Source organism: Micromonospora sp. NBRC 110037 (assembly GCF_001652995.1).
In the GTDB taxonomy this organism is placed as follows: Bacteria; Actinomycetota; Actinomycetes; order Mycobacteriales; family Micromonosporaceae; genus Micromonospora; species Micromonospora chalcea.
The window spans coordinates 1,304,965-1,327,903 of record NZ_BBVA01000002.1 but is presented as its reverse complement, the minus strand read 5'-3'; the positions used below and the strand labels follow the sequence as shown (position 1 = coordinate 1,327,903).

The following is a 22,939-nucleotide window of genomic DNA, read 5'->3' as shown; positions in this document are numbered from 1 at the left end:
GGGCGCTCGGCTAGCCTGCCGATCATGGCATCGACGTTGACCGAGGCGACTGATCCGTGGTGCCTGCGTCCGGGCGAGGCCACCGAGCTGCTGCGCGGGCACCCGTGGCACCGGTTCGTGGTGCTCGGCGACAGCGTCGCGGAAGGACTGTGCGAGCCGGCCGACGGCTACCCGGACCTCCAGTGGGCCGACCGGATCGCCGCCGAGCTGCGCGCCGTCCGGCCGGAGCTGGCGTACCTGAACCTGGGCCGGCGCGGGCTGCGCGCGCACGAGGTGCGGGCGGCCCAGCTGGCCGACGCGCTGGCCTTCGCACCGGACCTGGCCCTGGTGGTGTGCGGCGGCAACGACGCGTTCCGGTCCGCCTACGACCCGGACGCGGTCGACGCCGAGCTGACCGCCATGATCACCGCGCTGCGGGAAGCGGGGGCGGACGTGATCACTGTGGGCATGTTCGACGTCTCGCACAGCCCAGCCGTGCCGGAGACGCTGCGCGCGGGCCTGGGCGAGCGGATGCGCCGGCTGTCGCGGCACACCCGGGGCGTGGCCGAGCGGCTGGGGACGCTGCACGTGCACCTAACCGACCATCCGCTGGTGGCCGACCCGTCGCTGTACAGCAGCGACGGGCGGCACGGCAGCGCCCGCAGCGACGCGATAGCCACAGCCGAAACCCTGAGAGTCCTGGCCACCCACCTCCCCCACCCCTGACCGCGCCCTCCCCTCCCCCTCCCCCTTACCCGCGCCCGGCGCCCTCGGCCCGGATCCACGTTGTTGACCAAGGAGTTTGGGGTCGGTAACGCGCCCCGATGAGGACACGAACTCCTTGATCAACGAAGCGGGCAGGCGGGGAGGGGGTCAGTCGGTAAGGAGGATGCCGGTCAGGAGGACGCCTCGGGCCAGGTTGAGGACCTCGTCGCAGCCCGGGTAGCCGACCCGGGCCAGCGCGCCGGAACCGGTGCGGCCGAACAGGTACGGGGCGAGGCTGTACGGGACATCGGCGGTGACCGTCTCACCGGTCTCGATCTGCACGAAGTCCATCGCCACCCGGTCCGCCTCGTGGTAGCGCTGCAGGATGTTGCCGCCCTCGGCGATCGCCGCGCGCACCCCGTCCGCCCACGCGACAGCCGTCATCTCGCGGCCGATCAGCACCCCGTGCCCGGCCGATCCGCCGGCCGGCTTGGCCACCAGGTCGGCCTGTTCGGCCAGCGCCCGGTCGAGCTGGTCGGCGGTGAGCGCGACGGTGTGCGGCACGTACCGGCGGATCAGCGTCCGGTCGTCCTCCGGCAGCAGGTCCAGGTCCTCCCAGAGCCAGGCGTAGTTGAGCTTGTTGCTGAGCAGCCAGGCGGCGCTGCTGACGAACATCGGCAGCGTGCCGGCGGCGAGCGCGCCGGCGACCGCGTCCAGGCCGGGGCTGGGGGTGACCCGGTTCGGCACGAACAGCCGGAACAGGGCGTCCACCGGGGCGCCGCCGACGACCAGGCGGCTCTGCGCGTCCAGGCCGGCGGTGGCGACCGGGGCGATGACCAGGTCGATGCCGAACGGGCGGGCCTGGTCGATCAGCGGGGACAGGATCCGGATGAACGTCTCCGGGTCGTCCAGTCCCGGGTAGTCGGCGTCGAAGTCCATCAGCAGCGCCACCCGCGCGCCGTCGGCCAGGCCGAGCGTGTCCCGGATGGCGGCGAACCGCTGGTCCAGCAGGGACGGCGCGGGCCGCGCGCCGTCGAGCAGGTCATGGGTACGGTACAGCTCGGCGTACCGCTGGATGACGGTGTCGGCGTCGAAGCCGCCGCCGAGGCTGCTGTCGATGTTGTACTCGACGATGCACGGCACGCCGCCGGAGAACAGCACGTCCGGCCGGTACGCGGCGAGCAGCCCCTCGTGCAGTTCCTCGTCCGGGTCGAGCAGCCGGGTCTCCCCCTCCGGCACGTCGAGGAGCCGTTGCAGCTCACCGGCGGTACGCGCGCGACGCCGGCAGGCTTCCAGGATGAGCTGGGCGATGCGGTCGCAGACCTCGTTCAGCTCGCCGAACGCGTCGGCGGTGAAGACGGGCGGGCGGGCCAGCCGCCACTGCTTGTTGTACGTGGCCCGGCCGTGGAAGATCTTCTCCCAGGCCGCGGCGCCGGTGGTCACCATCGCGGTACGGGTGGACTCGGGCAGGTCGGTCCACGCCTGGCCGAGTGGCGGCCACGTGTAGTTCGGGTCCATCGTTCATCCGTCCTTGAGGGTCAGTTGGATGGCGGCGGTGAGCTGGTCGCGGCCGGGTTGCACGGCCCGGTCCAGGGCCGGGGCGAAGGGCAGCACGGCACCGTCGGGGCGGGTGACCCGCCGGGGTGGCGCGGCCAGCCGGACCCGCTCGACCACGGTGGCGATGATCTCCCCGGCGATGCCGCAGGAGCGGTTGCCGTCGTCGACTACCACCAGCCGCCCGGTGCGGCTCACCGACTCGACCAGGCCGTCCCAGTCGAAGGGGTAGAGCGTGCGGGGGTCGAAGACCTCCACCGACGCCTGCCCGGCGAGTTCCTCGGCGACGGCGAGCGCGTCGTGCACCAGGTGCCCGACGGCCACCACCGTCACGTCGGCGCCGGGGCGGCGGACGATCCCGCGGCCCAGCGGCACCGGCGTCAGGTCGGTGACGTCGGCGCGCAGGTCCAGCGCGCCGGCCGGGGCGAAGACCACCACCGGGTCGTCGCAGCGGATCGCGGAGACCAGCAGCCCGTACGCGTCGGCCGGGGTGGCCGGTACGACTGTGGTCACCCCGACGTGGGCGAACAACGCGTACGGGTGGTCGGAGTGCTGCCCGGCCCAGCCGGTGCGGGAGCCGGAGCCGGGCACCACGTAGGTGACCGGCACCGCGCACTGGCCGCCGGTCATCAGCGGGAACTTGTGCGCGTGGTTGACGATCTGCTCGAAGACCAGGAACAGCAGCGACGGGATCTGGAACTCCACCACCGGGCGGGCCCCGGCCAGCGCCGCGCCGGTGGCGAAGCTGGTGAACGCCTGCTCGGACAGCGGGGTGTCGCGTACCCGTTCCGGGCCGAACTTCTTCAGCAGGCCGGTGGTGACGTTCGCGGCGGCCACCCGGATGTCCTCGCCGAGCACCACGACCGACTCGTCGCGGGCCATCTCGTCGGCGAGCGCCCGGGTGAGCGCCCTGCGGTAGGAGAGCCGGGGCATCAGCCACCTCCGGTCCGGGCGGTGAGCCCGCTGGCGTACAGGTGGTCCAGGGCGGTCGCCGGGTCGGGGTGCGGACCGGCGAGCGCGTATTCGACGGCGGCGTCCAGTTCCGCCTCGACGGCGGCGTCCACCTCGGCCCGTACCGCCGGGTCGAGTCGCGCTCCGGCGATGTCGACGGGATCGCGGGACCGGCCCTCGGCCACCTCTTCCGGCGGCCGGTAGTCGAGGCGTACCTGATGTTCGAACGTGTGGTGGGCGTCGAAGCGGTAGGTGCGGGCCTCGACCAGCTCGGGGCCGCCGCCGGCGCGCATCCGCGCGACGGCGGCGGCGGTGACCTCGCGTACCGCTTCGGGGTCCTGCCCGTCGACGGCGGCCGCCGGCATGCCGAAGGCGGCAGCCCGCCCGGCGATGGTGCCGGCGACCGCGCCCTCGACCGGCATGGTGGTGGCGTAGCCGTTGTTCTCGCAGACGAACAGCACCGGCACCCGCCAGAGCGCGGCCAGGTTGAACGCCTCCAGCAGCATGCCCTCGTTGACCGCGCCGTCGCCGAAGAAGGTGACGCCGACGATGTCGGCGCCGCGCCGCCGGCGCTCCCACACCGCTCCGGTGAGGATCGCGCCGGCGGCTCCGACGATGGCGTTGGCGCCGAGGACGCCGACGCCGAAGTCGGCGGCGTGCATCGACCCGCCCCGGCCCCGGTTGAGCCCGGTGACCCGGCCGCACAGCTCGGCCAGCATCCGGGCCGGGTCGGCGCCCTTGGCGAGCACGTGCCCGTGCCCGCGGTGGGTGCCGGTGACCAGGTCCTCGCGGTCCAGCGCCGCGCAGACGCCGGCGGCGATCCCCTCCTGACCGAGGTACGGGTGGATGCCACCGACGATCTGTCCGGCGCGGACCAGCTCGATCGCGCGCTCCTCGAAGCGGCGGATCAGCCGGACCGCCCGGTAGAGCCGGAGCGGGTCGGAGCCGGTCACGCCGGACGGCCCTCCTTGACGGCGGCGAGGATGTCGTCCCAGAGTCGGGCGCGGGCGGCCAGCGCGGCGTTGACCGTGTCGGCGCACTCCTGCCACTTGGTGTCGTCGTCGCCGCACAGGTCGGCCAGCATCTGCATGGCCATCGGGGTGTGCTGCTCGCCGTCGACCTCGATGTGCCGCTCCAGGTAGTCGACGAACTTGTTGAGCCGGTTGCTGCGCTCGTTGACGGCGACGACCTGGGTGAACATCTCCGGGATGAGGTCCTCGCGGCCGAACGCGAACGCCGCGGCCTGGCAGTGCACCGGGGTGGTCTCGATGATCCGCCAGGTGGTGCCGGCGAACGCGGCCGACGCCGCGGGTACGCCCGCCGCGCCCAGCGCCTCGGTGACCGGCGTGCCGTCGCGCAGCAGGTCGACGAGCTTGTTCACGGCCGTGGTGTCGGCGCCGGCCTCGGTCATGCCCTGCACGTACAGCTCGAAGTGGCTGATGTAGCCGTCGCCCAGCTCGTCGCTCTCCTCGACCATGACGATGTCGTTGATCAGGCGGCGGCTGCCGGTCGGGCCGGTCGGGATCCACGGCACCGTGACGCAGGTGAGCTGCCGCTGCAGCGACTTCAGCAGGGACATGAAGTCCCAGACCGCGAAGACGTGGTGCTCCATGAACGTGACGAGCGCGTCGTGGGTGTCGAGGTTGGCGTAGAGCGGGTGCTTGACCACCACGTCGCGGCGCTCGGTCACCGCCCGCTCGAGTCGCTCGATGCCCGGGTGCGTCTTACCCCAGTCGTACCGTGACATTGTCAGCCTCCCTGCTGGGCGCGGTCGCGCCAGATGACCGGGCAGTAATCGGGGTCCGCGTAGTCCGGCCGGCCCTCGTGGGTGCGGCGGACCAGCACGTCGTGGTTGTACGCGGCGAGCGTGCCGTCGGAGAGCGGATACTCCCGCCAGGCGTTGTCGCCGTCCTGCAGGTGCAGCGAGATGGCCCGGCGGGGCCGTCCGCTGACGTTCGCACCGCTGCCGTGGTAGGTGCGGCAGTGGTGGAAACTCATGTGTCCCTTGGGGATCACCATGGGGATCTTGCGGATCGTCGCCCCGTTGTACGCCGCGTTCTCGGCGAGCATGACTTCGAGCTGGTCGCGGTCCCGGTCGGCGAAGTGCCGCACCACCGTGTCGTCGGCGCCGATCTCCCGCCAGCGGTGGGAGCCGTCGACCATGGTGATGGTGCCCATCTCCTCGCCGCAGTCGTGGAACGGGATGAACGCGGTGAGCATGTTCTCCGACGACGAGGACGCCCAGTAGTGCTTGTCGAAGTGCCAGGGCACGATGTTCGACGGCTCACCGGCGATCGGCGGCTTCCAGATCAGCGTGGACTGGAAGATGCGGATCTCGGTGGCCTGCGCCAGCCGGGCGGCGACCGCCCCGATCAGCGGTTTGCGCAGGATGCGCGCGATGCCGTCGTGTTCGTGGTGGACGTAGTCGTTGTGCCGCTGCACGTCGCCCTTGGCCGGCTCCCAGTAGGCCAGCTTCGGCGGCCGGACCGGCAGCCGCCGGTCGCGTTCCCCGGCGTAGTAGCTGTCGGTGGCGGCGACCAGCTCGTCCACCTCGTCGTCGGTGAGCAGCTTCTTCGACAGGTACCAGCCGTGCTCGGCGTAGTGCCGGACGTCCTCGTCGGAGGGAAGCAGCGCCTCCTCCTCGGCGGTCAGCCCGGGATCGATGGTGGTCATGCCCCTACCCCTCCGGCCGCGGCAGCAGGGGTCGCCCCCGCCGCGGCCAGCTCGCGTTCCTTGGCCTCGTAGAGCGCCTTGATGTTGCCGCTGCCGAAGGTGCGCGCCCCGCGCCGCTCGATGAGTTCGAGGAAGAGGGTGCGGCGCACGTGCATCGACTCGGTGAAGATCTGCAGCAGCTGCCCGTCGTGGTCGGAGTCGACCAGGATGCTCAGCTCGCGCAGCCGGTCCACCGGCGCGTCGAGGCGGCCGACCCGCTGCTCCAGGCCGTCGTAGTAGGCGCCGGGCGTGCTGGCGAACCGCACCCCGCGCCCGGCGAGCGCGCCGACGGCGGTGACGATGTCGTCGGTGCGCAGCCCCAGGTGCTGCACTCCGGCGCCGGCGTGCCAGCGCAGGAAGTCCTCGATCTGGCCGGGCCGGGCGCTCGTGTCCGGCTCCAGCAGCACCAGCGTGACCTTCCCCGACGGGCTCTGCACCACCTTGGAGTTCATCGCCTGACCGGCGACCTCGATGTGCTCGGTGAAGATGTCGGCGAAGCCGAACACCTTCTCGTAGTGCGCGACGATCTCGTCGAGCTGCCCCGGCGGTACGCAGACGGCCAAGTGGTCCACCTCGGCCAGCAGCTCGTCGCCGTCCGGCGCGGCCACCGGCTCGATCACGCCGGGCAGGAACACCTCCGGGTCACCGCTGCGCTGGACGAGGCGGTGCACCACGTCGCCGAAACCGCCGACCTCGGCGACCACGACCTCGGCGTCCGCGCCGGTGAAGGTGCGCGGCGGGCTCAGCGGTGTCGCGCCGCGCTCCACCAGTTCCGCGTACGCCCCGGCGGCGTCGTCGACGGCGAGCGCCACCACGGCGATGCCGTCGCCGTGCCGGTGCACGTACGTGGCCGCCGGGTGCTCGGCGGACAGCCCGGTGGTCAGCAGCAGCCGGATGCCGGCCTGGGCCAGCAGCAGCGAACGCTGCCCGTCCAGCCCGGTCTCCGGCCCGCCCTGCCCGCGCAGCCGGAAACCGACGGCGTTGTCGAAGTAGAAGGCCGCCTGCCGGGCGTCCCCCACGTACAGTTCGAGATGGTCTATCCCGTTGATGGTCATGGGCTTCCCCTGTTCCCCCCCGTGATCGCGACCCGGACGGACGCCCGGGACTGGAGTCCGGTCAGCCGGCGGCCGGGGTGGCGGCCCGGCGGGCCGGCCCGGAGAGCCGGCGCAGGAGCAGACTGACGTTCTGGCCGCCGAACCCGAACGAGTTCGTCAGCGCGTGGTCGGCCCGGGTGGGCCGGGGCACGGCGCGGACGTGGTCCGCCTCGCACTCCGGGTCCGGGTCGTCCAGGTGGTAGGTGGGCGGCAGCAGGCCACTGTCGAGCGCCAGCGCGGTGGCGGCGGCCTCCAGCACCCCTGATGCGCCGAGCAGGTGCCCGGTGAGCGCCTTGGTGGAGCTGACCGGGACGCCGCCGAGGCCGAACACCTCGGCCAGGGCGATCGTCTCGGCGACGTCACCGAGCTTGGTGCCGGTGCCGTGCGCGTTGACGTACCCGACGTCGCCCGGCCCGATCCCGCCGGCGGCCAGCGCCCGGCGCATGCACGCGGCCGCTCCCGCGCCGTCCGGGCGCGGCGCGGTCGGGTGGTACGCGTCGGTGTTCGCCCCGAAACCGGCGACCTCGGCGTAGCCGCGCACGCCCCGACCGTCGGCGTGCCCGGCGCGCTCCAGCACCAGCAGCGCCGCGCCCTCGGCCAGCACGAACCCGTTGCGCCGCTTGTCGAACGGGCGGCTCGCCTCGGTGGGTTCGTCCCAGCCCCGGGCCAGCGCCCGGGCGTTGCCGAACGTGTCGGCGAACGTGGGAAACAGCGGCGCCTCGCTCGCCCCGCACACCACCACGTCGGCCTCGCCGGAGCGGATGAGGCGTACCCCGTCGGCGACGGCCTGGGCGCCGGAGGCGCAGGCGGTGCCGACCGACGAGCTGTAACCGCGGATGCCGTGCGCGATGGCGATCCGCGCCGAGGGCATGTTCGGCAGGATGCCGGTGAGCAGGTACGGGCTGACCGCCGCCCGGCCGCGGGCGGCCCGGGCGAGAACCTGGCCCTCCAGGGTGGACATGCCACCGACGCCGCCGACGATCACCGCGATGCGCTCCGGGTCGACGTCGCGGCCCACCTCGATGCCGGCGTCGGCGAGCGCCTCGGCGGCGGTGATCAGGGCGAGCAGCACCACCCGGTCGAGCACCTTCGTCTCCGGTCCGGAGGCGACGCTGCGCGGGTCGATGTCCGGCAGCACGCCGGCCACCTCCAGGCTGCCCGCCGCCGGGTGTCCCTCGGGCGGCCGGCGCAGTCCGGAGCGGCCGGTGAGCAGCGCGTCGAACGTGTCCGCCACGCCGCGCCCCGCCGGGGTGAACAGGCCCATGCCGGTGACGACGGCGGTCACGACGGCGCCTCGGTCAGATAGCGCTCGCGCAGCGCCACCTTGCGTACCTTGCCGGTGACGGTGACCGGGATGTCGTCGGCGCGTACCGGGACGATCCGGCGCAGCGTGGCGCCCACGTCCGGGCCGAGCGCGGTACGGATCCGCTCGGTGCGGTCCGCGTCCGGGTCGGCGCCGGCGGCCAGTTCCAGCAGCACGTCGGTGGTGACCGTGCCGTCGTCCGCCTTGACGATCACCACGGTGCAGTCGGTCACGTCGGGGCTGGCGGCCAGGATGCGCTCCTCGGACAGCGCGGTGAAGAACCGTTTGCCGTCGCCCGCCTCGACCGAGTCGACCGCCCGGTCCAGGTGGTAGTAGCGGCCGTCCTCGTCGGCGTACACCAGGTCGCCGGTGAGGTACCAGCCGCGCAGCCGGAACCGGTACGTGGTGACCGAGTCGTTCCAGTAGCCGCGGAACAGCGACGGCGAGTCGATGCCGAGCCAGCCGACCTGCCCGGGCGGCAGCTCGTTGCCGTCCGTGTCGAGCACCGCGACCTTGGTGAACCGGTACGGGCGGCCGACGCAGCGGCCGTACCTGTCGGTGTCGGAGGTGTGCGTGATGTGGAACATCGAGTGGCCCATCTCGCTGGAGCCCAGGCCGTCGATGAACACCGACCCGGGTACCCGGGTCACGCCCTGACGGGTCACCACGTCGCGGGAGCCCACCGCGACCAGCCGCCGTACGTGCGGCTCGTGCGAGCAGTCGCCGGTGTTGAACCACAGCCGCACCGAGTCCAGGTCGTAGCCGGACAGGTCGAAGCGGGCCAGCTCGGCCCAGGTGACGGAGAAGCCGAACACGCCGTCGGGGCGCCACCGCTGGATCGCGTCGAGCACCCGCTCGCCGCCCTGCTCGGAGAGCAGGAACATCTCCGCCCGGTTGCCGAGCGCCTGGTTGACCATCAGCACGGTGGCGGTGTGCGGGGCGGGCAGCGCGTTGAGGATGCGCGTGGTGCCCTGCGCCTGCGGCATGGACAGCAGGTGCCGGGTCGCGGCGAACAGGCTGGCGTGCGAGTGCAGCACCGCCTTCGGCACTCCGGTGGTGCCGGAGGTGTGGGTGATGACGATCGGGTCGTCCGGGTGGTGCCGGTAGTGCGCGGGCGCCGCGTCCGGGTCGCCGGTCCCGGCCTGCGCGGGCTCGCCGAGCATCGGCGCGCCCAGGTCGTGCCCGGCCAGCGCCTGCGCGTGCGCGGCGTCGGCGAGCACCCCGGCGGCGCGCAGCCGGCGGATGTACTCGGCGGCGATCTCGGGGCGCAGCCTGCCGTTCATCAGCGCCGGGATGGCGCCGAGGCGGGTCAGCGCCAGGAACGACAGCACCATGTCGGCGGCCCTACCGGCCCAGACGGCGACCGGGTCGCGGGGTTTCACCCCGCGTTCGTGCAGCCAGGCCGCCCGGGCGGCGACCATCCGGTCGAGCCGGCCCAGGGTCAGCGGGGTCTCGGCCGGGTGGCCGTCGACCTCGGTGTCGAATGTGAGCCCCGGCCCGTCCGGGTCGGCGCCGTGGGCCAGCACCCGGGCGAGCACGTTGCCCGCGCCCAGTTCCGCGTCGGCTGCGAGCGCGCCGCGCAGTCCCTTCGTCCTCATTGACGTGTTCCCTCCCCCAGCAGCACCGCGGTCGCCTCGCCCGGCGTACCGTCCGGTGCCAGTTCGATCAGGATCAGCAACGCCTGTGCGGCGTCGCCGTCGTGCAGCAGCAGGTCCGCCTCGGCCTCCCCCTCGGCCCGCGGGTCGCCGGTCGGGCTCAGGCACACCACCGGCCCGTCCAGTCCCCAGCGCGCCGCGACGTGCCCGGCCACGCTGTTCGGCACCGACTGGAAGAAGAACAGCGGCCCGATCCGGTCACCGGCGTCCACCGCGGCCCGGACGTGCGCCGCGCTGGCCGTGTCCCCGCCGGCGCTGACCAGCACCACCGCCGTGCCGTTGCCCGGCGGCAGCGGCCCGGTGCCGTAGCGCCGCGCGAGGCACCGCTCGGCGACCGCCACCACGAGAGGCGCGAACGCCGAGTGCACAAACCCCGGCACCCCCGCCGGCCCCTCGTCCCCGTCCTCGGGCCACCGCGCCTCCGCGTCGTTGCGCGATCTTGCGGTTGGTGCCCTCTCGGCGGGCGTTGTGCCCGTTTCGCCGGGGCCGGAAGTGCAAGATCGCGGAGGGCTGGGGGTGGAGGCGGTCATGAGGTGCTCACCAGGAGTGCGGTGTTGGCGCCGCCGAAGGCGGCGTTGAGGGTCAGGGCGTGTGCGGTGCGCGCGGGGCGGGGGGCGTCGCGGATGACGTCCAGCGGGCACTGCGGGTCCGGGCCGAGCCAGCCGGCGGTGACCGGCAGCTTGCCGTGCCGCAGGGCCAGCACGGTGACCAGCAGTTCCAGCAGCCCGGACGCCTCCAGCGCGTGCCCGTGCACCGACTTGGTGGAGCTGACCGGCAGCCGCCCGGCGCCGTCGCCGAACACCCGGGTCAGCGCCGCCGCCTCGGAGGCGTCGCTGAACGGGGTGCCGGTGGCGTTGGCGTTGACGTAACCGACCGCGTCCGGGGACAGCCCGCCGCGGCGCAGCGCCGCCTCGACCGCCCGGGCCAGCCCCAGCCCCTCCGGGTGCGGCTGGCACGCGTGGTAGGCGTCCCCCGCCCGCCCCCACCCGGCCACCGTCGCCACCGTCTCGGCGCCCCGCCGGGCGGCGGCACTCGCCGACTCCAGCACCACAGCGGCCACCCCGTCGCCCAGCAGCAGGCCCTTGCGGCCGGCGCTGAACGGGCGTACCGCGCCGTCGGCGGCGAGCGCCCGCCCGGCGTCGAACAGCGCGTACTGGTCCGGTTCGACCAGGTAACCGGCCGCGACCACGACCCGCTCCAGGTCACCCCGGCGGATCAGCGCGGCGGCGTCGGCGACCGCGCTGCTCGCCGACACGCAGGCCGTGGTGTAGATCCGGGTCCGCCCGCCGAGTCCGCACCGCGCGGCCAGGTGACCGGCCAGCGCCGGCACCGTCGGCGCGTCCCGCCCCTGCGGTACGGGCAGCGAGTGCGGCCCGCCGTGGGTGGCCAGGAACAGCGCCGACCCGGCGCGCCCGGCCCGGTCCAGTCCGGCGGCCCCGGCGGCGGCGTCGATCGCGTCGGCCAGCTCGTCGGCGAGCGTGCCGACGTCCGGCGCTGTGGCCGCCACCGTGACCCGGCGGCCGGTGGTGTCGAAACGGCGCACCGGTCCGAACGCCGGGGCGCCGGTGAGCACCCCGGCCAGCAGCGCGTCCGCGCCCCTGCCGAGGGCGCTGAGCGCGTACGTGCCGGTGATCCGTACGGTTTCCCGCTCAGCCATCTGCGGGAGCGGTAAGCGCGCCGCGGAACACCGCGAGCGCGTCGTCGACGGTGCGGATGCCGGCGAGTTCGTCGTCGCTCAGGTCCAGCCGGCGGTCGTGGCGCTGCTCGACCATGTGCACCAGCCAGGCCAGCTCCATCGAGCCGAGCCGGTCCGGCACCTGGTCGGCGGGTTTCGCGGTCAGTTCGGCGAGCATGCTCACCAGGTCAGCTCGCCCCAGGTCGGGCTGACCGGACATCAGGACTTGTCGCTGTTCGCGGCCACCCGGTCGGCGACCATCGTGGTGAACTCGCCGACCGTCATCAGCGCCAGTTTCTCCGACTCGTCGTCGGCGAACTTCACGCCGTACCGGTCCTCGACGCGGACCGCGAGGTCGGCCAGGGCCAGCGACTCCAGGTCGACGCCGGAGGGGCCGAGCGTGGTGTCGTCGTCGAGCTCGTCCACGTCGTAGTTCATGTCGGCGAGCTGTTCGACGACGAAAGTGCGGACCTGGTCTCGCATGGGTTCAGACCTCTTCTCCGTGTACCGGCTGACGGTGCCCGGTCGGGACACCGTGTGCGTGTGGACCGGCCGGCTCGGACGCGCGGGTGGCGCGCCGCTCGGCCGGGGCGGGTCGGGAATCGGGGTGGATCGGACGTCCGGCGGGAGTCCGGCGGTTGCGCGGCTCGTACAGCGGTCCGGTCACGACGCCGCGTCCCGCAGCGCCGGGACCGACCGGACCAGCTTTCCGGTGGTGGTGCGGGGCATCTGGTCGAGCAGCCGCAGCGTGCGGGGACGCTTGAAGCCGGCCAGCCGCTCGGCGATCAGCTTGTCCAGCGTCTCCTCGGTCAGCGAGCCGTCGGCCTGGACGTACGCGGTGATGCCGTCGTCCCAGACCACCACCGCGGCGACGACGCCGGGCAGCCCGGCCACTGTGGCCTCCACCTCGGTCAGGTCGACCTTCAGGCCGCCCACCGACACCTGCGAGTCCAGCCGGCCCTTGATGGTGACCAGGCCGGTGTCCGGGTCGACCACCCCGGCGTCGCGGGTGTGCAGCCAGCCGTCGGCCCACCGGGTCGGGTCGGCCAGTCCGACGTACGGGTTGGCGGGGCAGCTGACCCACAGCTCGCCGTCACGCTCGCGCACCTCGATGCCGGGGGCGGGCGCGATGGCGGGGCGGTGCCGCCCGTACAGGTCGGTGCCGATGACGCCGACCTCGGTCATCCCGTACATGTTGCCCAGCGGCACGCCGTAACGGTCGGTGAAGGCATTGGCCACGGCGGCGCTCACCAGCTCGCCGCCGGTGGTCATGCGTTTGAGCTGCGGCAGCGGCCCGGCCGGTGTGGTGGAGGCGAGCAGCCCGATGTGGAACGGCACGCCGAGCACAGTGGCCGGGGTGTCCTGGGCGGCCACGGCGGCGAGGATCGCGTCGCCGCTGAGCCGTTCCGGCGGGCACAGCTCGACGCCCGCGTGCAGCCCGTAGAGCAGGCCGCCGACCAGGCCGAGCACGTGCACCATGCTGGGCAGCAGGATGATCCGCTCGCCGGGCAGCGCGACGCCGTCGATGCGGGTGTAGCGGCGCACCTCGCCGACCAGGTCGGCGGCGGTGCGGCCGATCACCTTGGACGGCCCGGTGGAGCCGGAGCTGAGCTGGATCACCGCGTGCGGGCTGCCCGCCGGGCGGTCGGAGTACGCGCTGACGCCGGCGGTGACGTCGACGAAGATCCGCAGCGCGCCGCCGCCGGAGCGCACCGGGGCGACCACCACCTGCGGGCTGAGCCGGCGCAGCGCCTGGTCGACCTCGTGGTCGGTGAGCCGGTGGTCGAGCAGCACCGCCTGGGCGCCGGTACGCCAGGTGGCGAGCAGGTGCGCCACGTACGCCAGTGAGGGCGGCAGACGCAGCGCGGCGGCGCCTCCGGCGCGCAGCCCGGCCTCGGCGAGCCGGTCCTGTGCCTCGCCGACGAGCCGGCGCAGCGTGCCCTTGTCCACCGGTTCGGGCAGGCGCAGGCAGACGTCGGTGTCGCGGCCGGTGAACAGGATGTCGTCCACCCAGTCCACCGTCGTCGAGGCAGGATCTTCCGCCACGGGATGTGCAGTCACGACCAGCCACCGTTCCAATGAGGAACTGGGCGGATCCGCCCAGCGGGTACGTCGTTCGGGGTATGGCGGAACCCTACGACGACCCTCTTCTGCATCGCCAGATGCAAATGGCTAGATCCAAAACAGCGGCTGGGTGGATTGCTCAGGCTCGATCGGACAGGCAGGATCGGGGCCACGCCGGCAAGGTAGTCCGCCGGCCGCCGGATGCTGTGCGCGCGGGCTCCCGCGCGGACGGCGGGCGACGACGCTCCCGGGTGGCCCCGCTCAGCGCTCGCCCGCCGGTGGGGGCGCGGCGCCGCGCAGCACCAGCGCGCTGTTGAACCCGTCGAAGCCGCGCGCGCCGACCAGCGCGATCCGGCTGCGCGGCGGGCGGGGCTGCCGCAGGAACGTCAGCTCGCAGCCGGGCGCGGGCTCGTCCGGGCCGGCCGAGACGGGCAGCATCCCGCGGCGGAACGCCAGCAGCGCGGTGGCCGCGTCCAGCGCGGACCCACCCTGGTGCGCCCGGCCGGTCAGCGGCTTCTGGGTGGTCACCGGCGGGGTCCGGTCGCCGAAGACGGCACGCAACGCGGTCGCCTCGGCCCGGTCGTACGCGGGCACCCCGAGCGCGTCCGGCCAGACCACGTCCACGTCGTGCGGGCGTACCCCGGCGCGTTCCAGCGCCAGCCGCAGCGCCCGGGCGTAGTGCGCCGGGTCGGGGCCGGTGGCCGGGTCGGTGGGCGCGGCGTCGTGGGTGGCGGCCCAGCCGGTGATCTCCCCGTAGACGCGGGCGCCCCGGGCCAGCGCGTGTCCCAGCTCCTCGACCACGAAGACCGCGCCGCCCTCGGCCGGCACGTAGCCGCTTGCCGCGACGTCGAACGGCCGGTACGCGGCCTGCGGGTCGGACACGTCGCTGAGCAGGCCGGAGCGCAGCTGGCAGGCGAGCGCGTACGGGCTCAGCGGGCACTCGGTGGCCCCGGCGATCACCACCGGCGTGCCCCGGCGGACGGTGCGCACCGCGTGCGCGAGGCTGTCCAGCCCGCCGGCCGACTCGGACACGGTCACCCCGGACGGCCCCTTGAACTGGTGGCGGATCGACAGCTGGCCCACACTGGCCGCGTAGAACCAGGCGATCGACTGGTACGCCCCGACGGTGCGGGTCGGCCCGCCCCACAGCCGCTGCAGCTCCCGCTGGCCGAACAGGTTGCCGCCGGAGGAACTGGCGAGCGTGACCGCCCACTGGTACGGGTCGGGCGACACCTCGGGCAGCCCGGCGTCGGCCAGCGCCAGCCTGGTCGCGGCGAAGCCGAGGTGGGTCCACCTGTCGGTCTGCACCCGCTGCCGGGTGTCGCTGAACCCGGCCGGGTCGAAGTCGGACACCTCCCCGGCCACCCGGGTCGGGTAGCGCTCCGGGTCGAACAGCGTGATCGGCCCGATGCGCCGGGTGCCGGCCAGCACGGTGTTCCAGTGCGCCTCGGCGCCGATCCCGCTGGGCGCGACCACACCGATGCCCGTCACCACGGCCCGCGCGGTCATGTCGGCACCGCCGCCAGCCGGCGGAACACCATCGCGGACTGGAAGCCGCCGAACCCGCTGCCCACCGACAGCGCCACGTCCACCGGCACCTCCCGCGCCTCGTTCGGCACGTAGTCCAGGTCGCACTCCGGGTCGCGGGTGGTCCAGTTCGCCGTGGGCGGGACCACGCCGTACTCGATGGCCAGCGCGCAGGCGGCCATCTCGATCGAGCCGATGGCGCCGAGCGAGTGGCCGACCATCGACTTGATCGAGCTGATCGGCACCCGGTACGCGGTCTCCCCCAGCGCCCGTTTGAACGCTGCGGTCTCGTGCCTGTCGTTCTGCCGGGTGCCGGAGCCGTGCGCGCTGACGTACGACACGGCCGACGGGGCGAGCCGGGCCTGCCGCAGCGCGTCGCTGATGGCCACCGCCATCTCCGCGCCGTCCGGGCGCAGCCCGGTCATGTGGAAGCCGTTGCTGCGGCTGGCGTACCCGGCGACCTCGCAGTAGACGTGCGCGCCCCGGCGTCGGGCGTGCTCGGCCTCCTCCAGCACCAGCACGGCGGCGCCCTCGGCGAGGACGAACCCGTGCCGGTCGGCGTCGAACGGCCGGGAGGCGTGCTCCGGGTCGTCGTTGTCCGGGCTGGTCGCGCCGATCGCGTCGAACGAGGCGACGGTGACCGGGGAGATCGGCGAGTCGGCCGCCCCGGCCAGCACCACGTCGGCCTCGCCGTCCGCGACGAGCTGGTGGGCGTACCCGATCGCGTCGATGCCGGAGGTGCAGCCGGTGGAGACGACCTGCGCGGGGCCGTGCAGGCCGTGCCGGCACGCCACGTCGGCGGCCAGGCTGCTGGGCACCAGCGCCTGATAGAGGTACGGCCCGCCGAGCGCGTGGTCGACCAGCCAGTGCCGGCCGGAGTCGCTGACCCGCACGTACTCCTGCTCCAGCGCCATGGTCCCGCCGACGGCGGTGCCGAGCACCACCCCGGCGCGTTCGCGCTCCGCGTCGGTGAGGACGAGACCGCTGTCCGCGAGCGCCTCGGCGGAGCAGGCGAGCGCGAACTGCACGTACCTGTCGGCGCGCTGCCGCTCGGCGAGCGTGATCCCGGCGGCGTCCGGGTCGAAGTCGCACTCGGCGGCGATCTGCGACCGGAACGGCGACGGGTCGAAGAAGCTGATCCGCCGGGTCGCGGTGCGGCCCTCGGTGATCGTCTTCCAGAACCGGTCCCGGGTGGCGCCGCCGGGCGCGACGACGCCCACGCCGGTGACCACGGTGCGCCGGCCGGTCACGACGGCTCCCGTGGCGGCGGGGCCGCGCTCTCGGTGTCGACGTGGCCGAGTTCCGGGCGGGGGGCGAGCGGTCCGAGATGGAACACCACCTCGGCGGGCTCGTCGCCGGTGTTGCGCAGCCGGTGCCGCACGTCCTTCGGCACGTAGAGCGCCTCCCCGGCGGCCACCGGCACCGGCACGTCGTCCAGGTCGACGGTGATCGCGCCGCGGGCGACGTAGAGGAACTCCTCGCTGTACGGGTGGTAGTGCTCGGCGATCCGCTCCCCCGGCGCGAGCGTGGCCACGCCCATGAATCCGGAGGTGCTGCCGACCGTCTTCGGGCCGAGCAGGACCCGCAGCTCCCCGCCGCGACGGCGGTCGGCCGGCACGTCGTGGACGGAGACCCGGGCGGTGGTGGTGTCGGTCATCGGGTGCCTCCCGCGTACGCCCGCTCGATCTTTTCCTTGATCACGGCGAGCTGGATCGCGCTGTTGGTGTTGATCCGGTTGGTCATGCCGGCGTTGTCGACCGGCGCGTCGGGCTTCATCGCGAAGTCCTGCGTCCACGTCATCCGGGTGCCGCCGGGGATCTCCTCGTACCGCCAGTGGATGCGCATGTACTCGAACGGCCCGGTCTCGACGCGCCGGGCGTGCACCTCGCGGGTGGCCGGGTCGGCGGTGCGTTCGCTGACCCAGCTCCACGCCACGCCGTTCTCGTCGGGGTGCATGGTGAGCCGGAAGCGGACCGTGTCGCCGTCGCGGTGCAGGATCTCGGCGACCGCGTACTCGGTGAACAGCTCGGGCCACCGGGCCACGTCGTTGGTGATCTCCCAGACCAGCGGCAGCGGCGCGTCGATCTCCACCGCGTTCTCGGTGTGCCCGGGCGGATCGGCCTTGCGGGCGACCAGGTCGGCGACGCCGGCGATGCTGAGCTGCCCGGCCTGTTCCGGGATCTTCACCCGCCACCGGTCGGCCACCACCGCGGACAGTTCGAGCAGCGCCAGCGAGTCCATGCCCAGCTCCTCCAGGCTCGCGGCGGGCGTGCTGGCGGCGGCGTCCGGGTCCAGGCCGCAGTGCGTGACCAGGATGTCGGTGATCTCGCGGGCGAGCGGGCGGTCGGGGGCGACTGTCATCGGTTCCTCCAGGTGGTCGGGCCGGCGGCGGGCACGGCGCGAACGGGGGTACGGCCGGCCGGGTCGGCCTCGGCGCGCGGGTCGGGCACCGCCGACCGCAGCCGCGGTACGACGGCGCCGGCGTGGGCGCCGTCGGCCCGCTCGCCGGCCGGGGCGCTGTCGGCGCTCCCGACGGGCCCGTCGGTGGCCACGGCGGGCGGGGTGAGCAGGCGTTCCACCAGGGCGGTGGTGTGCCGGGCGGCCCGGAACGCGGGGTCGCGCAGCACCCGCCGGGCGAACGGAATCGTGGTACGCACACCCGGACCGGCCACGTCGAACTCGGCCAGCGCCCGGTCGAGCCGGTCCAGCGCGGCGTCCCGGTCCGGCGCCCAGACCGCCACCTTCGCCAGCAGCGAGTCGTAGTGCGGGCTGACCAGGTAGCCGGTGTGCCCGTGGGTGTCGACCCGGGTGAACGGGCCGCCGGGCGGCCGGAACCGGTCCAGCCGGCCGGGCGCGGGCGCGAAGTCGCGGTCCGGGTCCTCCACGTTGACCCGGCACTCGATCGCCACGCCGGTCAGCCGGACGTCGGACTGACGCAGGCGCAGCGGGGTGCCGTACGCGATGTGCAGCTGCTCCTGCACCAGGTCCACGCCGGTGACCATCTCGGTGACCGGGTGTTCCACCTGGATCCGGCAGTTGATCTCCAGGAAGTGGCAGCGTTCCGCCTCGTCCACCAGGAACTCCACGGTGCCGGCCCCGGTGAAGCCGACCGACAGCGCGCCGCGCAGCGCCACCTCGGCGACGGTGTCCAGGGTGGCCTGCCGCAGCGCGGGCGCGGGCGCCTCCTCGATCAGCTTCTGGTGCCGGCGCTGCACCGAGCAGTCCCGGGTGCCCAGGTGCACGCCGTTGCCCTGGCCGTCGCAGAGCACCTGAACCTCGACGTGGCGGGCGTCGGCGAGGTACCGCTCGACGTACACCCGGTCGTCGCCGAACGCGACCTGCGCGGCGGCGCGGGTGCGGGCGTACGCGCGGGGCAGCTCGGCCGCCGAGCGCACCACAGTCATGCCGCGCCCGCCCCCGCCCGCAGCGGCCTTCACGATCACCGGGTAGCCCACGTCGGCGGCCACCTCCTGCGCCTCGGCGACGGTGGGCAGTGTCCGGACGCTGCCCGGCGGCAGCGGCAGCCCGGCGGCGCTCATCAGCGCCCGCGCCGTCGACTTGTCCGCGAGCGCGGCCATCACCTGCGGCGGCGGGCCGACGAAGACCAACCCGTTCTCCGCGCAGATCTCGGCGAAGTCGGCGTCCTCGGACAGGAAGCCGTACCCGGGGTGGACCGCCTGCGCGCCGGTCTGCCGGGCCGCCTCCACGATCGCCGCCGCGTTGAGGTAGCTGCGCCGGCTGGCCGCGGGGCCGATCCGGACCGCCTCGTCGGCCAGCCGCACCGGCAGCGAGTCGGCGTCGGCGCTGGAGTGCACCACCACGGTGCGCACACCCAGCTCCCGGCAGGCGCGCAGCACCCGCAGCGCGATCTCGCCCCGGTTGGCGATCAGCACCTTGTCGAACATCAGCCGTCCTGTCCGGTGACCGGTTCCAGGGCGATCAGCGGCTGGTCGTACTCGACGGGCTTGCCGTCGTCGACAAGCACCTCGACCACCCGTCCGGCCTGGCCGGCGGTCACCTCGTTCATCAGCTTCATGGCCTCGACGATGCCGACCACCTGGCCCGGCCGGACCACGTCGCCGACCGCGACGAACGGCATCGCCCCGGGCTCGGGAGCCCGGTAGAACGTGCCCACCACCGGCGAGCGCACGGCCGGCCGGTCGACCGGCGGCGCCGTCTGCCGGGCGGGATCCTCGATGCGCGCGGCCACCGGTTCGGTCCCGGCGCGCGGCGCCGGCGCCGCCGGGTCGTGCCACTCGACCTCCAGCACCGACTCGCCGCTGCGCAGCCGCACCCGGCGCACCGGCCCGGCCAGGTCCGCGACGAGCTTGCGGGCCTGCCGGCGCAGCCCGTCGAGCACCTGCTCGGACTCCACGTCGGCCATCACGCCACCTCCGGCCGCTCGGCGGCGCGCGCCGTCGCGGCGGGACCGGCGGTGGCCGAGCGGGCCGCCCCGAAGCGGCGGAACCGCTGACGCCGTCGGCGGACCAGCGTGGCGGGAGGCACGGTGAGCAACGGGGCGAGGTTCGCCGCGACCGCCCGGCGCAGCAGCTCGGCCGCGCCGGCCGGGTCGGCGTGCGCGGCCGGCCGCGGCTCCGGCACCAGCTCGTCGACCACGCCGAGGCGACACAGGTCGGCGCCGGTGAGCCGTAACGCGCGGGCCGCCTGCGGCGCCGCCGAGCTGTCCGGCCAGAGGATCGCGGCGCAGCCCTCGGGGCTGATCACCGAGTAGACCGCGTGTTCCAGCATGAGCACCCGGTCGGCGACCGCGAGCGCGAGCGCGCCGCCGCTGCCGCCCTCGCCGGTGACCACCGCCACCACCGGCGTGGGCAGCACGGTGAGCGCGAGGATGTTCTCCGCGATCGCCGCCGCCTGGCCCTGCTGCTCGGCGGTCACCCCCGGATCCGCGCCGGGCGTGTCCACCAGCGTCACCACCGGCAGCCGCAGCCGCGCCGCGAGACGCATCAACCGCAGCGCCTTGCGGTGACCGGCCGGGCTGGCCATGCCGAAGTTGCGGGTCACCAGCTCGGCGGTGGTGTGCCCCTTCTGGTGGCCGATCACCATCACCGGCCGGCCGTCGAGACGGGCGATGCCGCCGACGACGGCCGGGCAGTCCGCGCCGAGCCGGTCCCCGTGCAGCTCCACGAACCCGTCGAACGCGGTCTCCAGATAGTCCAGCGTGGTCGGGCGGCCCGGGTGCCGCGCCGTGCGTACCGTCTCCCACGGGTCGCGGTCCGGCGCGGCGGCCACGGTGCTCACGGCCGGCGCCGGGCGCGGCGCGGGCGCACCTGCCGGCGCGCGGCGGCCGGAGTGGGCGGCGGCGAGCAACGCGGCGAGCCGGCCGCGCAGCGCGTGCCGGGGCACCACCATGTCCACCTGGCCGTGGCGCAGCAGGTACTCGGCGGTCTGGAAGCCCTCCGGCAGCGTGGCGCCGGTGACCTGGCGGATCACCCGGGGGCCGGCGAAGCCCAGCCGGGCGCCGCTCTCGGCGAGCACCAGGTCGGTGTTTGTGGCGAAGGAGGCGGCCACCCCGCCGTACGTGGGATCGGTGACCACGCTGACCGTCAGCAGACCCGCCTCGCGCATCCCCGCGAGGGCCTGGCTGACGGTGGCCATCTGCATCAGCGACAGCGCGCCCTCCTGCATCCGCGCGCCGCCGGACGCGGTCACCAGCACCAGCGGGACGTCGTCGGCCAGGGCCCGCTCGGCGGTCCGGGTGATCAGCTCACCGACCGCGCAGCCGAGGCTGCCGCCGAGGAAGCGGAAGTCCATCACCGCCAGCGCCACCGGGTGCCCGCCCACCCGGGCGGTGCCGCAGAGCACCGCCTCGTCCAGGCCGGTCGCCGCGCGGGCCGCGCCGAGCCGGTGCGGGTACGGCAGCGCGTCGACGAACTCGATCGGGTCGACGCGTACCGCCCGGTCCGGCAGCGGCGTGAACGAGTCCGGGTCGGCGAGCTGCGCCACCCGGTCCGGCGCGTCGAGCCGGGCGTGCGAGCCGCACTCCGGGCACACGTCCAGGTTGCGGCGCAGCCGCTTGCGGTAGAGCAGCGACGCGCAGCCGTCGCACCGGGACCACAGCTGCTCGTCGCGCGGCGCGGTGGTGGTCACTGAAGCCGCCCGGCGGCGTCGTGCAGGTGGGCCGGGGCGTCGTACCGGTAGAAGCAGTGCGCCATCGCGTCGCGGGGCGAGCGCCAGGTCGGCAGGTACGGCGAGATGTACGGCCGCAGCCGCTCGCTGATCCGGATGAACTCCGGGTGCCCGCGGTTGTCCTCCACCGCGCCCTGCGCCGGCGTCTCCGTCTCCAGCAGATGGACGTAGAGATCGTGCAGCCGGTACAGCGAGCGGTGCCGGACACCGACCAGGCCGGGCAGCTCGGTCGCGTCGGACTCGGCGAAGATCTCGGCCACCCGGTCCTCGGCCGTGGGCACCACCTTGGCGACGATGAGCGAACGGTCCATTCGCGGCCTCCCTGCGTACGTCCCGGTGCGCGGCGAACCGGTCGCGCCGCACGGATTGCCACACGGTGCCGCCAGGGCCGTCTACCGGGCGTCAACCGCACCCCATCGCGCCACAAACATGGTGACGCTGCGTTGACGGGAGCTGTGCGTGAGCTATGGGAAGATCACCTTCCGGATTCCGGGCGGCGACACTTTTTCGCAGATCACAGGCGTGTTACAGGTCCGCGCCGGACGGTCAGGTGGCCGACCGACCGTTGACTGAGAGTAACAGGCATTGATATTCTCCGTCTCGGTCAGCCCGGCCACGGTGGAGGTTCCGGACCGTGGTGGAGGCGTTCCGACACCGGCGTCGCGGGCGACGGGCCGGGAGACGACGGTCGGGACGAGGGTTCCGGTGCTGGGGGGTGCGCCGTGTCGGGTGGATCGAGGATGCCGACGGCGGGCGAACCCGCCCCACGGGTGGCACTGCACCTGCTCGGCGGTTTCCAGTTGCTGCACGACGACACTCCGGTGGTCGTACCCCGGGGGCTGCAGCGCGTCATCGCCCTGATCGGCCTGCGCCCGGCCGCCACCCGCAGCCACCTCGCCGGTCTGCTCTGGCCCGAGACCCCCGAGGAGCGAGCGCTGTCGTCGCTGCGGACCGCGCTGTGGCGGCTGCGGCAGGACCCGTGCTGCCCGCTGCGCACCGACGGCGACACCGTCCGCCTCGGACCGACCGTCCGCCTCGACGTGGACGACCTGGTGGAGACGGCCACCCGGGTACGCGAAGGCGCAGTCCCCCGCGGCGCCGCCGGCGCCGGACGCCACGACCTGCTCCCCGGCTGGTACGACGACTGGGTGCTGCTGGAACGCGAACGGCTGCGCCAGCTGCGCCTGCACATGCTGGAGGAACTCGCCGGCAACCACCTCACCGCCGGCCGGCACGGCGAGGCGCTCGAGGCCGCGCTGGAGGCGATGGCCGCCGAACCGCTGCGGGAGACCCCGCACCGCCTGGTGGTCCGCATCCACCTGGCCGAGGGCAACGCGTTCGAGGCGGTCCACTCCTTCTACGTCTACCGTGACCTGCTCCTGCGCGAACTGCGCCTGGAACCGTCCCCGGCCATGACCGCGCTGCTGGACGACACGCTCGCGCCGATCCGGCGGGCCAGCCGCCCGGAACCGCCGCCGCCGCGCCGCACGGACCGGGCCGCCAAGGCGGCACCGCCATCAATCCCCCGGGGTACGCGGTGACGGCGAGGTGACAGCGCGACCGGCACGGTGAG

23 protein-coding genes are annotated in these 22,939 nt (G+C 74.2%); 2 read left to right on the top strand and 21 right to left on the bottom strand.

The genetic code is table 11. From position 1 onward, the window contains the following. The first annotated feature begins 24 nt into the window (after window positions 1–24). Complete coding sequence (locus A4R25_RS05000) at window positions 25–705, top strand: SGNH/GDSL hydrolase family protein (RefSeq protein WP_064445770.1); 681 nt, start codon at window positions 25–27, stop codon at window positions 703–705. 147 nt (window positions 706–852) lie between these two features. Here A4R25_RS05000 and A4R25_RS04995 read toward each other — a convergent pair whose 3' ends face one another. From A4R25_RS04995 to A4R25_RS04895, 21 genes are all read right to left on the bottom strand, one after another. Beyond that, on the bottom strand, window positions 853–2,202 hold the full coding sequence (locus A4R25_RS04995; RefSeq protein ID WP_064445769.1) for a hypothetical protein: 1,350 nt from the start codon (window positions 2,200–2,202) through the stop codon (window positions 853–855). Window positions 2,203–2,205: 3 nt separating this feature from the next. Next, entirely contained in the window at window positions 2,206–3,171 is a 966-nt protein-coding gene (locus tag A4R25_RS04990; protein ID WP_064445768.1) for an alpha-ketoacid dehydrogenase subunit beta, read from the bottom strand. Then, window positions 3,171–4,142: a thiamine pyrophosphate-dependent dehydrogenase E1 component subunit alpha gene (locus tag A4R25_RS04985; protein WP_064445767.1), complete on the bottom strand. Its 972-nt coding sequence runs from the start codon at window positions 4,140–4,142 to the stop codon at window positions 3,171–3,173. The genes A4R25_RS04990 and A4R25_RS04985 overlap by 1 nt, the downstream gene beginning before the upstream one ends. Then, on the bottom strand, window positions 4,139–4,936 hold the full coding sequence (locus A4R25_RS04980) for a DUF3050 domain-containing protein (RefSeq protein ID WP_013286631.1): 798 nt from the start codon (window positions 4,934–4,936) through the stop codon (window positions 4,139–4,141). Before A4R25_RS04980 ends, A4R25_RS04985 begins: the two co-directional genes overlap by 4 nt. Before the next feature lie 2 nt (window positions 4,937–4,938). Then, on the bottom strand, window positions 4,939–5,862 hold the full coding sequence (locus A4R25_RS04975; protein WP_043323636.1) for a phytanoyl-CoA dioxygenase family protein: 924 nt from the start codon (window positions 5,860–5,862) through the stop codon (window positions 4,939–4,941). Further along, window positions 5,859–6,956, bottom strand: coding sequence for a 4-hydroxyphenylpyruvate dioxygenase (hppD, locus tag A4R25_RS04970; RefSeq protein ID WP_043323634.1), 1,098 nt, complete (start codon window positions 6,954–6,956; stop codon window positions 5,859–5,861). Before hppD ends, A4R25_RS04975 begins: the two co-directional genes overlap by 4 nt. Window positions 6,957–7,017: 61 nt before the next feature. Beyond that, window positions 7,018–8,280, bottom strand: a complete 1,263-nt coding sequence (locus tag A4R25_RS04965) for a beta-ketoacyl synthase (protein WP_043323632.1) — start codon at window positions 8,278–8,280, stop codon at window positions 7,018–7,020. Next, window positions 8,277–9,896 (bottom strand): class I adenylate-forming enzyme family protein, encoded by a 1,620-nt coding sequence (locus A4R25_RS04960; protein WP_064445766.1) that lies wholly within the window; start codon window positions 9,894–9,896, stop codon window positions 8,277–8,279. The genes A4R25_RS04965 and A4R25_RS04960 overlap by 4 nt, the downstream gene beginning before the upstream one ends. After that, entirely contained in the window at window positions 9,893–10,333 is a 441-nt protein-coding gene (locus A4R25_RS04955; RefSeq protein ID WP_051610923.1) for a beta-ketoacyl synthase chain length factor, read from the bottom strand. Before A4R25_RS04955 ends, A4R25_RS04960 begins: the two co-directional genes overlap by 4 nt. Window positions 10,334–10,479: 146 nt before the next feature. Further along, window positions 10,480–11,610 carry a beta-ketoacyl synthase gene (locus A4R25_RS04950; RefSeq protein WP_064445765.1) on the bottom strand — a complete coding sequence of 377 codons (1,131 nt, stop codon included), beginning with the start codon at window positions 11,608–11,610 and terminating at the stop codon, window positions 10,480–10,482. Then, window positions 11,603–11,848, bottom strand: a complete 246-nt coding sequence (locus tag A4R25_RS04945; RefSeq protein ID WP_043323626.1) for a hypothetical protein — start codon at window positions 11,846–11,848, stop codon at window positions 11,603–11,605. Before A4R25_RS04945 ends, A4R25_RS04950 begins: the two co-directional genes overlap by 8 nt. Next, the gene (locus tag A4R25_RS04940) at window positions 11,848–12,111 is read right to left on the bottom strand and encodes an acyl carrier protein (RefSeq protein ID WP_043323623.1); all 264 of its coding nucleotides are present in this window, start codon (window positions 12,109–12,111) and stop codon (window positions 11,848–11,850) included. Before A4R25_RS04940 ends, A4R25_RS04945 begins: the two co-directional genes overlap by 1 nt. 180 nt (window positions 12,112–12,291) lie before the next feature. After that, window positions 12,292–13,689, bottom strand: coding sequence for a class I adenylate-forming enzyme family protein (locus A4R25_RS04935; protein ID WP_064446474.1), 1,398 nt, complete (start codon window positions 13,687–13,689; stop codon window positions 12,292–12,294). A gap of 264 nt (window positions 13,690–13,953) precedes the next feature. Continuing rightward, window positions 13,954–15,201 carry a beta-ketoacyl synthase N-terminal-like domain-containing protein gene (locus A4R25_RS04930; RefSeq protein ID WP_064445764.1) on the bottom strand — a complete coding sequence of 416 codons (1,248 nt, stop codon included), beginning with the start codon at window positions 15,199–15,201 and terminating at the stop codon, window positions 13,954–13,956. Then, entirely contained in the window at window positions 15,198–16,469 is a 1,272-nt protein-coding gene (locus A4R25_RS04925) for a beta-ketoacyl synthase (protein WP_064445763.1), read from the bottom strand. Before A4R25_RS04925 ends, A4R25_RS04930 begins: the two co-directional genes overlap by 4 nt. Beyond that, window positions 16,466–16,876, bottom strand: a complete 411-nt coding sequence (locus A4R25_RS04920) for a cupin domain-containing protein (protein ID WP_018784080.1) — start codon at window positions 16,874–16,876, stop codon at window positions 16,466–16,468. The genes A4R25_RS04925 and A4R25_RS04920 overlap by 4 nt, the downstream gene beginning before the upstream one ends. Then, entirely contained in the window at window positions 16,873–17,580 is a 708-nt protein-coding gene (locus tag A4R25_RS04915; protein ID WP_064445762.1) for an SRPBCC family protein, read from the bottom strand. Before A4R25_RS04915 ends, A4R25_RS04920 begins: the two co-directional genes overlap by 4 nt. Beyond that, window positions 17,577–19,124, bottom strand: a complete 1,548-nt coding sequence (locus tag A4R25_RS04910; RefSeq protein ID WP_064445761.1) for an acetyl/propionyl/methylcrotonyl-CoA carboxylase subunit alpha — start codon at window positions 19,122–19,124, stop codon at window positions 17,577–17,579. Before A4R25_RS04910 ends, A4R25_RS04915 begins: the two co-directional genes overlap by 4 nt. Next, complete coding sequence (accB, locus tag A4R25_RS04905) at window positions 19,124–19,603, bottom strand: acetyl-CoA carboxylase biotin carboxyl carrier protein (RefSeq protein WP_064445760.1); 480 nt, start codon at window positions 19,601–19,603, stop codon at window positions 19,124–19,126. The genes A4R25_RS04910 and accB overlap by 1 nt, the downstream gene beginning before the upstream one ends. Then, complete coding sequence (locus tag A4R25_RS04900) at window positions 19,603–21,327, bottom strand: acetyl-CoA carboxylase carboxyltransferase subunit alpha (RefSeq protein WP_064445759.1); 1,725 nt, start codon at window positions 21,325–21,327, stop codon at window positions 19,603–19,605. The genes accB and A4R25_RS04900 overlap by 1 nt, the downstream gene beginning before the upstream one ends. Continuing rightward, complete coding sequence (locus tag A4R25_RS04895; RefSeq protein WP_043323608.1) at window positions 21,324–21,677, bottom strand: TcmI family type II polyketide cyclase; 354 nt, start codon at window positions 21,675–21,677, stop codon at window positions 21,324–21,326. Before A4R25_RS04895 ends, A4R25_RS04900 begins: the two co-directional genes overlap by 4 nt. Before the next feature lie 429 nt (window positions 21,678–22,106). Here A4R25_RS04895 and A4R25_RS04890 point away from each other — a divergent pair, with 429 nt between their 5' ends. Continuing rightward, on the top strand, window positions 22,107–22,907 hold the full coding sequence (locus tag A4R25_RS04890) for a BTAD domain-containing putative transcriptional regulator (RefSeq protein ID WP_113972844.1): 801 nt from the start codon (window positions 22,107–22,109) through the stop codon (window positions 22,905–22,907). Window positions 22,908–22,939: the final 32 nt, after the last annotated feature.

Bases quoted from the DNA above. Each gene is read 5' to 3' on its own strand.
- accB (WP_064445760.1), bottom strand. From the start codon at position 19,603: ATGGCCGACGTGGAGTCCGAGCAGGTGCTCGACGGGCTGCGCCGGCAG.
- A4R25_RS04975 (WP_043323636.1), bottom strand. From the start codon at position 5,862: ATGACCACCATCGATCCCGGGCTGACCGCCGAGGAGGAGGCGCTGCTT.
- A4R25_RS04890 (WP_113972844.1), top strand. From the start codon at position 22,107: ATGCCGACGGCGGGCGAACCCGCCCCACGGGTGGCACTGCACCTGCTC.
- A4R25_RS04910 (WP_064445761.1), bottom strand. From the start codon at position 19,124: ATGTTCGACAAGGTGCTGATCGCCAACCGGGGCGAGATCGCGCTGCGG.
- A4R25_RS04945 (WP_043323626.1), bottom strand. From the start codon at position 11,848: ATGTCCGGTCAGCCCGACCTGGGGCGAGCTGACCTGGTGAGCATGCTC.
- A4R25_RS04990 (WP_064445768.1), bottom strand. From the start codon at position 3,171: ATGCCCCGGCTCTCCTACCGCAGGGCGCTCACCCGGGCGCTCGCCGAC.
- A4R25_RS04930 (WP_064445764.1), bottom strand. From the start codon at position 15,201: ATGACCGCGCGGGCCGTGGTGACGGGCATCGGTGTGGTCGCGCCCAGC.
- A4R25_RS04895 (WP_043323608.1), bottom strand. From the start codon at position 21,677: ATGGACCGTTCGCTCATCGTCGCCAAGGTGGTGCCCACGGCCGAGGAC.
- A4R25_RS04940 (WP_043323623.1), bottom strand. From the start codon at position 12,111: ATGCGAGACCAGGTCCGCACTTTCGTCGTCGAACAGCTCGCCGACATG.
- A4R25_RS04995 (WP_064445769.1), bottom strand. From the start codon at position 2,202: ATGGACCCGAACTACACGTGGCCGCCACTCGGCCAGGCGTGGACCGAC.
- A4R25_RS04980 (WP_013286631.1), bottom strand. From the start codon at position 4,936: ATGTCACGGTACGACTGGGGTAAGACGCACCCGGGCATCGAGCGACTC.
- A4R25_RS04960 (WP_064445766.1), bottom strand. From the start codon at position 9,896: ATGAGGACGAAGGGACTGCGCGGCGCGCTCGCAGCCGACGCGGAACTG.
- A4R25_RS05000 (WP_064445770.1), top strand. From the start codon at position 25: ATGGCATCGACGTTGACCGAGGCGACTGATCCGTGGTGCCTGCGTCCG.
- A4R25_RS04920 (WP_018784080.1), bottom strand. From the start codon at position 16,876: ATGACCGACACCACCACCGCCCGGGTCTCCGTCCACGACGTGCCGGCC.
- hppD (WP_043323634.1), bottom strand. From the start codon at position 6,956: ATGACCATCAACGGGATAGACCATCTCGAACTGTACGTGGGGGACGCC.
- A4R25_RS04950 (WP_064445765.1), bottom strand. From the start codon at position 11,610: ATGGCTGAGCGGGAAACCGTACGGATCACCGGCACGTACGCGCTCAGC.
- A4R25_RS04915 (WP_064445762.1), bottom strand. From the start codon at position 17,580: ATGACAGTCGCCCCCGACCGCCCGCTCGCCCGCGAGATCACCGACATC.